Origin of the sequence: Streptomyces hirsutus (genome assembly GCF_001418415.1) — a bacterium.
In the GTDB taxonomy this organism is placed as follows: Bacteria; Actinomycetota; Actinomycetes; order Streptomycetales; family Streptomycetaceae; genus Streptomyces; species Streptomyces hirsutus.
Genome location: NZ_LIQT01000263.1, coordinates 16,229 through 30,409, shown reverse-complemented (window position 1 = coordinate 30,409; position 14,181 = coordinate 16,229). Strand labels below are relative to the sequence as shown.

The following is a 14,181-nucleotide window of genomic DNA, read 5'->3' as shown; positions in this document are numbered from 1 at the left end:
GAGGCAACCGCGCTGTCGTTGCTCAGCAGCCGGAGGCGCCGGGCATGTCGAACATCTCGGCGGCGTAGGTGGCCAGCTGCAGGGCAGCAGTGTGGTCGATGCCGAGTTCTGTGGCAGCGGACAGCACGGCATCCGAGGCGGTGGCAGAGGTGCCCAGGTGCTTGGCAGTGACGTGGAGGAGCTGCTCGTGCTGGTCCTTGGTCAGGCCCAGACGCAGAGCGAGTGCCTCACCGCCGGCGGTCACCGAGCACACCCCGGTCTCTGGGAGCTGCAGTTCGACCGACCGGGCGGCCTCCATGTCGCCGGCGAGGGCTGCGGCGATGGAACGGACCTGCTCGTATCCAGTGAGCATGAGGAAGGTCGGGGCTCGGCCGTAGCTCTTCATGCCGACGGCGTAGTAGCCCGGTTCGGGATGGGCCAGTTCGCGGTAGCCGTGCGGGGTGACGGTGCCGCAGGAGTGCTGGTTGGGGTCGATGAGCGGGGCGAGGGCGCGGGCCGCGGACATGATCGGGTCGAGCTCCAGACGCAGCTCGTCGGCGATGCGGTAGTCAGGCCTGAAGCCGGTGGCCGCGACGATCCGGTCGGCGGTGAGTGTCTGCCCGGTGCCGTCCGGGCCCTGGGAGACGAGTTCGACCTGGTCGCGGGTGGGATCGTCGCCCAGGCGGCGGACGGCGTGGGTACGGAAGTTGGCGGCGAGGGTGACGCGACCGGTGTCCACGAGCATCTTCAGGCCGGAGCCGATGGCTCCGCGGGCAGGCAGCTCGTCGTCACTGCCGCCGCCGAAGGAAGCGGACGGGTCGGTGCCGCGGATGGCCCAGGTGATGGTGGTGCCGGGCGCGATGTCGGCCAGTTCGGCCAGGGCCAGCAAGGTGTTGGCTGCCGAGTGGCCGGCGCCGACGACGACGGTGTGGCGGCCGGCGTACTGATCGCGGTCGGCTCCGAGGACGTCGGGCAGGCCATGGTTGATCCAGGCAGCGGCGTCCTGCTCGCCGTGGGCGGGCAGACCGTTGGCGCCGACGTGGTTGGGCTGGTGCCAGGTGCCGGAGGCGTCGATGACGGCGCGGGCGAGCAGTTCTTCGCCGTCGGCCAGTCGCAGGACGAAGGGGACCGTTTCCCGGCCTGCGGTGCGCAGGCGGTCGATCCCCAGGCGGCTGATGGCGGTTACGGCGGCGCCGTAGCGGATGTGCGGTGCCAGTGCGGGCAGTTCGGCGAGCGGCTGGAGGTACTGCTTGACGAGGTCGCCACCGGTGGGCAGGGCGGATGCCTCGGGCTCGTCCCATCCGGCGGCCGCGAGCAGGCGGCGGGCGGCGGGGTCGGTGTTGAACTCCCAGGGACTGAAGAGCTGGATGTGGGACCAGGCCTGCACGGATGGTGCCGCGGCGTCGCCGGCTTCCACGACAACGAAGGGGAGGTTCCGTTCGGCCAGGTGCGCTGCGGCAGCCAGGCCGACGGGGCCGGCTCCGATCACGGCGACGGGAAGGCGGTCGGGGCTGAGGTCAACCACGGTGTGGTGTCCTTTCACGAAGGGTGAGGGCGGCAGTCAGACGTCGTGCGCGAGATCGGGCGAAGGAGCCACGAGGTCCTCGCCGCCGCCCGCCTGCATGTGCTGCTCGGTGCGCTGCTCCGCCCGCCGCCGTAACTCGGCGATCGCGGCACAGCAGGGGCCGGCCTGCTCGGCGCCGGCGCCTACGAGTTCACTCATCAGGATCAGCTCCTGCCGTGGCGGCTCAGACGGCGACGCGGGAGCGAGCGCATCACAACCGCCTATATAGATAAACAACGAATCAGGCTCCCAGCCTCACCCTTGCTTCGATGGATGTCAACCTCCGGCCACGGCCGGACGGAGTGTGATGAGCGTCACTGCGCGCCGCGTTGCGCGGGCCCCTTGCGTCGAGTCAATCTCGATACATGTCGAAACAACGGGGTTAGCGACACAGGGCTCATCTGCCCAGCGCCACAACGACATCGGGAAATCGCGGCTGTGCCGATAGCCGCGCCCGGCCCGTGAACGGTCAGTGCGCTCGCCCCGCATCTTTCCGCTCAATCAACGGACGCCGGCTCTTTCCCGCCCTACCCCGCCTTGCCCTCGGTGTGTCCGCCCGCCACCGGGCCGGTCCTTCCGGTCCGTCGCGCCCACATCGCGGTTCCTTCCGTGCTGCTTCACCAGTGAACGGCTTCGTCATGCCCGGAAGGACATTCATGCCTCACGACCCCGCCCGCGCGGCTGAGACCGCCAGTGAACCGATCGCCATCATCGGCATGGCCGGACGGTTCGCCGACGCCACCAGCCCTGAACAGCTCTGGGACATGCTGCTTCAGGGCCGCGACGCCATCTCGGACATCCCGCCCGAGCGCTACGACATCGACGCCGTCTACGACCCCACGCCCCGCACACCCGGCCGCACGGTGAGCCGTTGGGGCGGCCTGCTGCGGGACATCGACGCCTTCGACGCGGAGTTCTTCGGCATCTCCCCGCGCGAAGCCGACCGTATGGACCCCCAGCAGCGGCTGCTGCTGGAAGTCGCCTACGAAGCCCTCGAAGACGCAGGCCAGCCCCTCCCCCGCATCGCCGGCACCGACACGGGCGTATTCATCGGCCAGCTCGGCGGTGACTACTGGCACCTGCAGTACGACGACCGCGACCAGCTCGACCTGTACGCCATGACCGGTGCAGCCGCCCGCGCCATCACCTCCGGCCGCCTGTCCTACGCTTTCGACCTGCGCGGCCCCAGCTTCACCGTCGACACCGCCTGCTCCTCCGCGCTCGTGGCCGTCCACAACGCCGTCCAGGCGATCCGACTCGGCGAGTGCCCCTTGGCGATCGCCGGCGGCGTCAACCTCGTGCTGCTGCCGGAAGAGGGTGTCGTCTACTCCGGCGCCGGCATGCTCGCCTCCGACGGCCGCTGCAAATTCGCCGACGCCTCCGGCGACGGCTTCGTCCGTAGCGACGGCATCGGCGCGGTCATCCTCAAACCGCTGTCGGCCGCTCTGGCCGACGGCGACCGCATCCGGGCCGTCATCCGCGGCTCCGCCGTCGGCAACGACGGGCAGAGCAGCGGCTACCTGGTCACCCCCGCCGTCGAGGGCCAGCGCGACGTACTGCGCCGCGCCTACGCCAACGCCGGTGTGAACCCGGCCGACATCGACTACATCGAGGCCCACGGCACCGGCACCAGCGTCGGTGACCCGGTCGAACTGCAGGCCCTGGCCGACATCGTCGGCCCCCGCACACCGGACCAGCGCTGCCTGGTGGGTTCGGTGAAGACCAACATCGGTCATGCCGAGGCGGCCGCCGGGATCGCCGGCCTCATCAAGGCCGTGCTGTGCCTGGAGAACAAGACGGTTCCGCCCAACCTGCATCTGAAGAACCCCAACCCGGCCGTCGACTGGGACAACCTGCCGCTGACTGTCCCCACCCGGGCCGTACCGCTGCCCGAGCGGGACCGGCCCGTTGTCGCCGGGGTCTCCAGTTTCGGTTTCTCCGGCACCAATGCACACCTCGTCCTCGAAGCCGCCCCCGAGCCGGCCACCCACGCCACGGATCCGCGGACGCCGGCCGCTCGCAGCGAGCTGCTGGTGCTGTCCGCCCTCAGCCCCGAAGCCCTCGCCGACGCCGCCCGCGCCATGGCCGACCACCTCGACGGTCCCGGCGCCCAGCACTCCCTGCGCGACATCGCCCACTCGGCGGGGCTGCGCCGGACCCCCCACGACGCCCGGCTCGCGCTGCCCGCCGACAGCCACGCCGAAGCCGTTGCCACCTTGCGGGGCTTCGTCGACGGCGAGAACGAACCCGGCCTATCCTTCAGCGACTACACCGACCCCGAAACGGCACCCAGGATCGCGTTCGTCTTCCCCGGCCAGGGCTCGCAGTGGCCGGGCATGGGCCGTGAACTCCTCGACTCCGAACCGGTCTTCCGCCAGGCCATGCAGGCCTGCGACGACGCCATCAAGACCGAGACCGGCTGGTCGGTCATCGAGCTGCTGCGCTCCGCGGACGAGGAGCGGCTCAAGCAGCTCGACGTCATCCAGCCCACCCTGTGGGCCATGGAGATCGCCCTGGCCGAACTGTGGCGGTCCTGGGGCATCGAGCCGGATGTGGTCATCGGACACAGCATGGGCGAGTCCGCCGCCGCCTACATCTCCGGCGCACTGTCCCTTCCCGATGCCGCAGCGGTCATCTGCCGCCGCAGCCGACTGGCCAAACGCCTCTCCGGCCGCGGCACCATGGCCTGGGTCGCCCTGCCCGCCGACGAGGCCGCAGCAGCGCTGGCCGGGCACGAGGACACAGTGGCGGTGGCTGCCATCAACAGCCCCACCTCCACCCTCCTCTCCGGCGACGGCGAAGCCCTGAACCAGGTGCTGGCCGGCCTCGACGCCCGCGGTGTCGACAACCGGCGGGTCAACGTCGACTTCGCATCCCACTGCCCACAGATGGACGCCCTGCGCGAGGACCTGCTCGCCGAGCTGTCCCACCTCACCCCGCGCGCGGGCCGCATCCCTCTGCACTCCACTCTGCTCAACGAAGTGATCGACGGCTCCGGCATGGACGCCGACTACTGGGTGCGCAACATCCGTCAGCCGGTCGACTTCATCGGCGCGGTCCGCGGCCAACTCGACTTCGGAGACACGCTGTTCGTCGAAGTCAGCCCTCACCCACTCCTTGTAGCCGGTATCCGCGAAACCAGCCGTCTGGCCACCGGCGCGGACACCACCGCGGTCGGCAGCCTGCGCCGCCACTCCGACGAACGCACCTGCCTGCTCACCTCGGCCGCCGCCCTGCACACAGCCGGCGTCGGCCTCGACCTCAGCGCGCTGACCGCCGGCGGCCACTACGTGCCGCTGCCCTCCTACCCGTGGCAACGCACCCGCCACTGGATCAGCCGCACCCCCACCCCCATAGCACCCGCTGCCGCGAAGCCCGCCGCTCCGGAGCCGGCCGGGCAGCCCGCCCATCCGCTGCTGGGCCGCCCGCTTCCCGCCGAGGGCACCACCCGTACCTGGCAGGGCCCCCTGCGTCTGGCCGACAACCCCTACCTGCGCGACCACTGCATCCAGGACACGATCATCCTGCCGGGCACCGCCCACCTCGAACTGATCGGCGCAGCCGTACGCACCGAACTGGACACCGGTGCACTGTCGGTGAGCGACGTGCACTACCACCGCGCCCTCTTCCTGGACGAGGACGGGCCCGCCCCCGAGGTCCGGGTCACTCTCGCCCCGAACCCGGACGCCTCACTGCACTGCCGCATCCACAGCCGGGACGCCGACACCAGCGACTGGATCCTGCACACCGAAGCCACCGCCCGCGCTCTGCCCGGCGACGCTGCCCAGCCGGACGAGCCGCTCCGGACGATCCGCGCTCGCCTGCCTCAGCACCAGAACGCCGACGACTTCTATCCATGGAACGCCGCCCGCGGAAACCAGTGGAACGGCACATTTCAAGGCATCACCGACCTGTGGCGCACCGACGGCGAAGTCCTCGCCCGGCTGACCTGCCCTGCCGCGCTCGTGGACAGCCTTGCCCTCCACCACTTCCACCCGGCGCTCCTGGACGCCAGCGGCCACGCCATGGCCGCCGCCCGCCCGCTGACGGCTCCCGGTGAGGAAGGCGTCTTCGTCCTGGGCGGTATCGACGAGGTCCGCTTCTACCAGCAGCCGCCCACCTCACTGTTCAGCCACGCCAGGCTGCTGCCCTCCCCGCGCGAGGACTCCTTCGTCGCCGACATAGACATCCGCGCCGACGACGGCCGTCTGATCGCCCAGATGCGCGGCCTGCGCCTGCAGTACCTGGCCGGCCACGCCCCCGCCCTGCTCACCCCGCACACCGAGGACTCCGTGACGCCACCGCGTACCCCCGACACCCCGGCCTCCCCCGGTAGCAGCGACCGCGACACCTGGCTGCACACGCTCACCTGGGACGAAGCTCCCCTGCCCGCCCCCACCACGGCCACCACCGTCCCGGACGGCTTCTGGCTGGTGCTCACCGACAGCGGGTCCACCGGACGGTCCCTGGTGCGGGAACTGACCGGTCGCGGCCAGCGCGTGGTGGCGGTCACCACCGGCGCGGGCCGCCTGGCCGGAGGCGGCGAGCGCTACCGCATCGACCCGGCGAAGGAAGAGCACTACCGCGAGGTCCTGGGCGACGTCACCCGCTACGGCGCCTGTCGCGGCATCATCCACCTGTGGGCCTTGGACGCCCAGGCCGGTCTGGACGCCACTCCCACCGAGATCCGCCGCACCCAACTGCTGGCCGCGCACAGCGTCCTGTACCTGACCCGGGCTCTGGAGCAGAACCCGCTCGGGCACCCGCCGCTGTGGCTGGCCACCCAGCTCGCCCAGGCCACCGGCACCGCGGAGCGGGTCCGCCACCCCTTCCAAGCCACGTTGTGGGGGCTCGGCCGCACGCTGGCCGCCGAGGCCCCCGCGCTGACCCCGCACCTCGTTGACCTGGACCACTCGGCGGCCAGCGTTTCGGCCCTGACGGAGCTGCTGCTGCACGCAGACCAGGAAGACCAGATCGCGCTGCGCGACGGACGGCGCCTGGCGGCCCGGCTGCGCCCGGCCGCCGCCTCCGCCCGTCCGCCTCAGGCGCTGTCGCTGCCCGCCCCCGGCGTCATCGACGACCTCCATCTGATCGAGACGCCCTCGCGGCTCCTCGCAGCGGATGAGGTCCGTATCCAGGTCAGCCATGCCGGCGTCAACTACCGGGACGTGCTGCTGAGTCTGGGCATGTACCCCGGGCAGGACAACAAGCCGCCGGTGATGGGCTGGGAGTGCGCCGGCACGGTCAGCGAGACCGGCAGCGCCGTCACCGACGTCACGGTGGGCGACGAGGTCATCGCTTTCGCCGAAGGGGCCCTGGCCTCCGAAGTCGTCACCCGTGCCTGCCTCACCGCGCCCAAGCCGGCCAGGCTGACCTCGGCCGAGGCCGCGACACTGCCGGCCGCCTACCTCACCGCCTACCACGCGCTGAACGACATGGCCCGCCTGGAGCGCGGCCAGAAGGTCCTCATCCACACCGCCACCGGCGGCACCGGGCGGGCCGCGCTGAACGTCGCCCGCTGGAAGGGAGCCCGCGTCTTCGCCACGGCCGGCAGTGACGCCAAGCGGGATCTGCTGACCGAGCTCGGTGTGGAGCAGGTCGCCGACTCCCGCAGCCTCGCGTTCGCCGAGGCCTTCAAGCCCGCCCTCGGGGAAGAGGGCTTCGACGTCATCTGCAACACCCTGGCCGGTGACGCCATCGAGGCGAACCTGTCGCTGATGGCCCCGTACGGGCACTACCTGGAACTCAGCAAACGCGACATCCTCGACAACAACGCGCTGCCGCTGGGCGCCTTCGCCCGCAACCTGTCCTTCCACGCCATCGACGTCGTGCACATGATCCAGCACGCTCCCGAGCGCGCTGGAGGGGTACTGCGGGCCGCTGCCTCCCTGGTCGACAAGGGTGCGTTGGAGGCTCTGCCGCACACGGTGTACCCGGTCGAGAAGGCCGCGGACGCTTTCCGCCTGATGGCCCAGGCCCGGCACACCGGCAAGATCGTGCTGTCGTTCGGCCAAGCATCTGCTGCAGCAACCGGCCCACGCGGCCGGGCTGTGACCGTGCACGCCGACGGCACCTATCTGATCACCGGGGGCGCGGGCGGCATCGGCGGTCAGCTGGCCCTGTGGCTGGCCGACCAGGGAGCCCGGCACCTGTTGCTCACCGGTCGTAGCGCGCTGCCGGAGCGTGATGCGGCAGCGGACGAGAGCCACCCGCAGGCTGCCGCTGTCACCGTGCTCAGGCAGCTGCGCGAGCGCGGGGTGCATGTGACGTATGAGGCCGTGGATGTCTCCGACGCCCAGGCCATGCAGGCGGTGCTCGAGTCCCGACGCCGCACGGGCCTGCCACCCGTACGCGGTGTCTTCCATGCGGCCGGGGTCATCGACTACACCCCCCTGAGCGACATGAGCGGCACCGAGATGGACCGGGTGCTGGCGGCCAAGGTCTCCGGGGCGTGGAACCTGCACCGGCTGCTCCGTGAGGAATCGGTGGAGGCGTTCGTGCTGTTCTCCTCCGGCTCCGCCCTGCTCAGCTCCCCCATGCTGGGCGGATACGCGGCCGGCAACGCCTTCCTCGATGCGCTGGCCCACCACCGACATGCTCAAGGACTGCCCGCCACCGTCGTCAACTGGGGTTTCTGGGACAGCGTCGGCATGGTAGCCCGCAAGGAGCAGCAGGAAGAGCGCACACTTCTGCCGCAGGGCATGGCCTCCTTCAGTCCGGCCGACGGGCTGGCGCTGCTGGGTCTGATCCTGGCCGAAGGCCGGGTCCACACCGCGGTGCTGCCGACCGACTGGCCCGCGTGGGCCCGCGCGTACCCGAGTGCCGCGACAGCTCCGCTGCTGCAGTATCTGACCGGCGACGACCGGCGGAGGCAGGCTCCCGCCCGTGCGGAGTACCGCGCCGAGCCTTCCACGCCGCCGGCGGCCACCGAGCCCGCTGAGCCGCGTGCGGCCACGCCCCCCTCAGCGCCGGTGCCGGTCACCGCTTCGTCCAGCCCCGAGCCTGTGGCAGCCGCCCGGCCTGCGCCGCAGTCGCCGGCTGCCGGGCAGGCGGTGCCTTCCGAGGAGCTGCTGGACTTCCTCAAGCAGGAGGTCGCCGTGGTGATGGGCCTGCGCGCCGAACGCGTCAACGTCAACCGGCCGTTGAACCGCCTCGGCATGGACTCCCTCATGGCCGTGGAACTGCGCAACCGCATCGAACGCCGCTACCAGATCAAGCTGCCCATGGTCCAGCTCCTCAAGGACGGCACCATCACCACCGTCGCCCAAGCCCTGGCCACCGAACTGAACTCCGCAGACGCCTCGGCCTGACCGAGCGAGTGACGAGGACCGACTTCATGAAGACCACCGACATTCGCATCGCCGGACTGGGCACGTACATCCCTGAGATCGTCGACGCCCGCAAGGCCGTCGCGCTGGGCCTGTACGACGCCGACGACTACGAGTTCTACGGCTGGACCGGTGCCGCGGTCGCCGACGACATGCCCGCTCCGGACATGGCGATCGCCGCAGCCCGGCAGGCCATGGAACGCTCCGCGCTCCACCCGCATGACATCGACCTGCACATCCACGCCTGCGGCCATGAGCAGGGCCCCGAGGGCTGGTCGCCGCAGCACTACATCCTGCGGCATCTGACCGACCGCGACGTGCCCTCCTTCCGTATCTGGCAGGCCTGCAGCGGCCTGATCGGCTCTCTGGAGCTGGCTGCCTGCTACCTCAAGGCCGTACCCGAACGCGGTGCCGCTCTGCTCACCGGTGCCGACAACGTCGGCACCCCCAACTTCAACCGGTGGGCCTTCGGCATCCAGAACGGTGTCCTCGGTGACGGGGGCAGTGCGATCCTGCTGTCGAAGTCCGAGGGATTCGCGAGCCTGCTGTCCATCAACACCGGCTCCACCGCCGAGGTGGAGGAGCAGTACCGCGGTACCGAGGCGCTCTTCCCGCCGTCGCTGACGGTAGGCCGCGGCATGGACTTCAAGGAGCGCCTGGCCGCCGCCGGCGGACTGGAGGAGACCGTCGCCGAGGTCGTGCGCCGCCAGGGCGAGCTGCGCACGGAGATAGCGCTGCGCACGCTGGCCGAGGCCGGCCTGGAGCCGGGCGACGTCACCCGGGTCTGCCACGTCTTCACCGGCCAGGAGAGCTATCTGAAGGTCATTCTCGACCCGATGGGCCTCTCCCCCGAGCAGGGTCTGCTCGACTTCGGCCGCAATCTGGGCCACATGACGGTCAACGACCAGATCGTGGGCCTGACGCACCTGGTGGAGACCGGGCAGGTCGGCCCCGGTGACCACGTCCTGATCGTCGCCCACGGCGGCGGGGTGTCCATCACCTGCGCCGTCGTACGCATCGACCAGCGGCCCGGCTGGGCCGCCAACTGACCAACCGCGCCTGTCCGCCGGCCCCGCCATGGGGCCGGCGGAGCATGTCCACTCACTCGCACCACCGTCCAGGGGGGCACCCGTGCAGAACCTCGCCTCATCACCCTTGCTCGACGCCGAAGCGTTGATATCCGGCTTCGGACTACTGGGCATCATGGCCACCGTCTTCGCCGAATCCGGCCTGATCGTCTGCTTCTTCCTGCCCGGCGACTCGCTGTTGTTCACAGCGGGTCTTCTCGTGGCCAACGACCAGTTCCTCCACCAGCCCCTGTGGCTGGTCATGCTCGCCATCGCGGTGGCCGCCGTCCTGGGCGACCAGTTCGGCTACGCCTTCGGGCGGAAAGTGGGCAGCGCCCTCTTCCGGCGTCCCAACTCCCGTTTCTTCAAACAGGAGAACGCCGAACGGGCCCAGCAGTTCATGCTCAAGCACGGCCCCAAGGCACTGGTGATGGCCCGCTTCATCCCCGTCTTCCGCACCTTCATCCCCATCACCGCCGGCGTCGGACGCATGACGTACCGCACGTTCTTCCTGTTCAACGTGATCGGTGCGGTCCTGTGGTCGGTCAGCCTGACCCTGGTCGGCTACTACCTGGGGCAGATCGCCTTCGTCCGCGACAACATCGAGGCCATCGTCATCGGCATCGTCCTCATCTCCGGCATCCCCATCATCGTCGAAGGCATCAAGATGCGGCGTCGTGCCCGCAGTGCCCAGGCCGCAGAACAGGCGACGTCCCCCGCACCGTCCGCCCTCCCCGAAAAGGAGCTGCCCCGTCCATGATCTCCGCACAAGACTTCTGTGACCTGCTGGCCGACCGTGGTTTCACGCTTGCCAGCGGCGTTCCCTGCTCTCATTTCGGCGGACCGATCGCGCACCTGAGCACCCAGCCGGGCCGCTACGTGCCCGCCCCGAATGAAGGCAGCGCGCTGGCGGTGGCCGCTGGTGCCGCCCTGGGGGGGCAGCGTGCCTATGTGATGCTGCAGAACTCCGGTCTGGGCAACCTCATCAACCCGCTCACCTCGCTGGTGATGACCTACCAGTTGCCGATCCTGACCTTCACCAGTCTGCGTGGCTGGCCCGACCCGGCCACGGACGAGCCCCAGCACGCGGTCATGGGGCCGTCGACGCCCGGGATGCTCGACAGTGTCGACGTCCCCCACCACACCTTGTACGCGCAGGACGGAGTGGAGGAGTTCTCCGCGGTCCTGGAGAAGGCGGAGAAGGATCTGGCCGAGCAGCGGGCGCCGTTCGTCCTGGTCGAGCGCGGCGCCATCGGCAAGGCCGCTGCGGCCAATGCCCCTCACACCGAAGGGCTTCCGGCCGCTGAGGCCATACGGATCGTCGCCGCTGCCGCACCGCAGGCGGCCGTCGTCGCCACCACCGGCTTCACCGGCCGCGACACCTTCGCCGTGGCCGACACGCCCGGCACCTTTTACATGCAAGGTTCCATGGGACACGCCTCGTCCATCGGCCTCGGGGTGGCACTGGCGCATCCGGAGCGGACCGTGGTGGTCCTGGACGGGGACGGTGCGCTGTTGATGCACCTGGGCGCTTTGTCGATGATCGGCAGCGAGGCGCCCGCCAACCTCATCCATGTGGTGCTCGACAACCGGGTGCACGAGTCGACAGGTGGGCAGGCCACGACGTCGGCGACCACGTCGTTCCCCGACATGGCACGGGCTGCCGGTTACGCCAGCGCGGTCGTCTGCGACGGTGAAGACGCCGTACGGGCTGCCATGCAGCGGGCGCAGGCTGCTTCCGGTCCGCATCTGGTGTGTGTCAAGACGTTGCCCCGTACCGGCGCGATCCCGCCCCGCGCGACCAATGCGCTCAGCACGCTGGACATCCGGGACCGCTTCCAGCGCGACCTGCGGCAGTAGGACCCCTGGGACAGAAGGGCCGGTGTTCCGCGCCTTTGCGTGGAACACCGGCCCTTCTTCTCCGCGGTCGGTTGCGCTGTCTCAGGCGCTCTGGACCGCAGCGGGCTGTTCGGCTCCGGTCTGCAGACAGGCCGCCACTGTCTCGGGGTCCGTCGCAGCCAGGCTGGCGAACATGCGTAGTGGCTCGGCCAGAGTCTGGCAGCACATCACGTACTGATTGCTGCGGCCCTTGGGAATCGCCTCGACAAGGTTCTGTTCCCTCAGCGGCGCCAGGTGATGACTGACCAGGGTCTGACTCAGACCGGTGGCCTCCTGCAGCTCCTTGACGGTCCGGGAGCGTTGCGCAATCAGCAGGATCAGCGTCAGCCGGGTCTCGTCCGCAAGGGCCCGCAGCTTGGGTGCAAGCATCTGTGCCCGTTCGCTTTCGCTGAGCCACTGGGCGGGATCACTGACCGCCACCCTGAGCTTCGATGGCCGGGCCATCGCCACCTCCCTCTCACCAGCGGGCCGGCTGTCCAGCCCGGGCGGCCCGCTCCTCGTGTGTGGGCCGGGCCGGGCTGCGGAGTCGATCCTATGCACTTTACGCTCCCGGGTCTTCAGGAGGTGACAGAGGCGTCGGCGTTGTCGCTGTGAGCGGCGACTTCGGACTGTGCCGTGCCGTCGTCCTCGGCGACACGGGCACGAGGCAGGATGAACGCGGCGGCCAGGGCCCCGACTGCGGCAACGCCGACGGCGATCAGCAGGGTGGTGGCGAATCCGCCGACGAACGAGTGCTGCGCGGCGTCCAGGACGCGCTGTCCGGCGGCGCCGCCGAGCTGCTGAGCTACCGCGGAGGCGCCGGCAAGGGACTCCTGCACCGCTTGCCCGGCCTCGCCGGGCAGCTGAGCGGCCTGGGGCAGGTCGTCGCGGTAGAGCGTGGCGATCACACTGCCGCTGATGGCGATACCCAGTGCGCCGCCGACCTGCATGCCGACATCCGCGACCGCGGAGCCGGCGCCCGCCTGACGGGCGGCGGAAACGACCAGAATGGCATCCACGGCGGCCGGCAGAGCGATGCCCATGCCCAGGCCGAAGACGGCCAGCCCGACAAGCGCTTGGGTCTCGTCGTCGACCGTGAGCCCCGCGAGGACACCCAGTCCCGCGGCGCAGAGCAGCAGACCGAACACGACCGTTGTCTTCAGTCCTGTGCGTTCCACCAGCTTCGCCGACAGGGGAGCGCCCACCATCATCGTGCCGATGGCGAGCATGCGCAGGCCCGCGCCCAGCGGGTCCAGTTCGAGTACGGACTGCAGGTACTGGGTGAGCAGGTACAGGCCGCTGTAGAGGCCGAAGGAGGTGCAGGCGATGGCCAGGGCGCCGCCGCCGTAACGGGCGTTGAGGAACAGGCCCACATCGAGCATCGGATGGGCGGTCTTACGCTCCCAGATGACGAAGGCGACCATCAGGACCACGCCGAGGAAGAGAGAGCCGAGGGTGATGATGTCGCCCCAGCCGTTGTGCGGGGCTTCGACCAGCCCGTAGACGATGGCGATCAGTCCGGCCACCGACAGCAGGGCGCCCACTAGGTCCAGGCCGGGATGGCCTTCGGCTTTGGATTCGGGGATCAGCTTGGCGCTGCCGATCAAGGCGATGGCCGCCAAGGGCACGTTGATGAGGAACATCGAGCCCCACCAGAAGTGCTCCAGCAGCAGGCCGCTGACGAGCGGGCCGAGCGGGACTCCGACAGCCGCCGCGCCCGACCAGATTCCGATCGCCTTGCCCTGCTCCTCACGCGGGAAGACGTCCTTGATGATGGCGAGGGTGGCGGGCATCATCAGCGCCGCTGAAATACCCATCAGGGCGCGGAAAGTGATCAGCATCTCTGCGCTGGAGGCGAACGCGGCGCCCAGGCTGGTCAGCGCGAAAGCCCCGAGGCCAACGGAGAGAAGCCTCTTGCGGCCGAACCGGTCCGACAGGCCGCCAGCCATGAGCAGCAGCCCGCCGAAGGCCAGGGCGTAGGAATCGACCATCCACTGCAGCTGGCTGCTGGTGGCGTCCAGGTCCTTCTGGATGCTGGGCAGGGCCAGGTTCAGGATGAGCGTGTCCAGGCCGATCAGCACCAGACTCAGGCACAAGATGTTCAGGATCTGCCATCGGCGGGGATGGCCGGCAGAGCGGTTCACTTACTTCTCCTCAAGAGCAATCAGGTCGGCGCCCCGTAGGGCGGCCGGGGCCGGCCGTGCCCGCGGGGGAATGAAAGGCAGGCCGGCCGCCGGCCACGCCAAACTAAACAGCATGAGCCGTTATCAACAGTCATCACTGTTGATAACGGCTCACTTTGTGCACTGCTTCCGGCCATCTCCTTCAATCCTTCGCAACCCCCGCTCATCCGGCCCCTTTTGCC

8 protein-coding genes are annotated in these 14,181 nt (G+C 69.9%); 4 read left to right on the top strand and 4 right to left on the bottom strand.

Going from position 1 to position 14,181, the window contains the following annotated elements; translation table 11 throughout:
• Nucleotides 1-22: 22 nt before the first annotated feature.
• Together AOK11_RS20110 and AOK11_RS42930 are read right to left on the bottom strand one after the other, a co-directional pair.
• Complete coding sequence (locus AOK11_RS20110; RefSeq protein ID WP_055595112.1) at nucleotides 23-1,504, bottom strand: NAD(P)-binding domain-containing protein; 1,482 nt, start codon at nucleotides 1,502-1,504, stop codon at nucleotides 23-25.
• Nucleotides 1,505-1,540: 36 nt separating this feature from the next.
• Nucleotides 1,541-1,702, bottom strand: a complete 162-nt coding sequence (locus AOK11_RS42930; protein WP_157869404.1) for a hypothetical protein — start codon at nucleotides 1,700-1,702, stop codon at nucleotides 1,541-1,543.
• Between the two features lie 497 nt (nucleotides 1,703-2,199).
• On the opposite strand from AOK11_RS42930, the gene AOK11_RS20105 reads away from it, so the two are divergent.
• From AOK11_RS20105 to aepY, 4 genes are all read left to right on the top strand, one after another.
• Complete coding sequence (locus tag AOK11_RS20105) at nucleotides 2,200-8,853, top strand: type I polyketide synthase (protein WP_055595111.1); 6,654 nt, start codon at nucleotides 2,200-2,202, stop codon at nucleotides 8,851-8,853.
• Between the two features lie 26 nt (nucleotides 8,854-8,879).
• Nucleotides 8,880-9,920 (top strand): ketoacyl-ACP synthase III family protein, encoded by a 1,041-nt coding sequence (locus AOK11_RS20100; protein ID WP_055595110.1) that lies wholly within the window; start codon nucleotides 8,880-8,882, stop codon nucleotides 9,918-9,920.
• An 82-nt stretch (nucleotides 9,921-10,002) separates the two neighbouring features.
• A complete protein-coding gene (locus tag AOK11_RS20095) occupies nucleotides 10,003-10,698 on the top strand; it encodes a DedA family protein (RefSeq protein WP_055595109.1) in 696 nt (231 codons plus the stop codon).
• A complete protein-coding gene (gene aepY, locus AOK11_RS20090) occupies nucleotides 10,695-11,798 on the top strand; it encodes a phosphonopyruvate decarboxylase (protein WP_055595108.1) in 1,104 nt (367 codons plus the stop codon). The genes AOK11_RS20095 and aepY overlap by 4 nt, the downstream gene beginning before the upstream one ends.
• Nucleotides 11,799-11,879: 81 nt before the next feature.
• On the opposite strand, the gene AOK11_RS20085 is transcribed toward aepY, so the two are convergent.
• Together AOK11_RS20085 and AOK11_RS20080 are read right to left on the bottom strand one after the other, a co-directional pair.
• Nucleotides 11,880-12,281, bottom strand: a complete 402-nt coding sequence (locus tag AOK11_RS20085; protein WP_055595107.1) for an ArsR/SmtB family transcription factor — start codon at nucleotides 12,279-12,281, stop codon at nucleotides 11,880-11,882.
• Nucleotides 12,282-12,394: 113 nt separating this feature from the next.
• Entirely contained in the window at nucleotides 12,395-13,960 is a 1,566-nt protein-coding gene (locus AOK11_RS20080; protein ID WP_055595106.1) for an MFS transporter, read from the bottom strand.
• Between the last annotated feature and the right edge of the window lie 221 nt (nucleotides 13,961-14,181).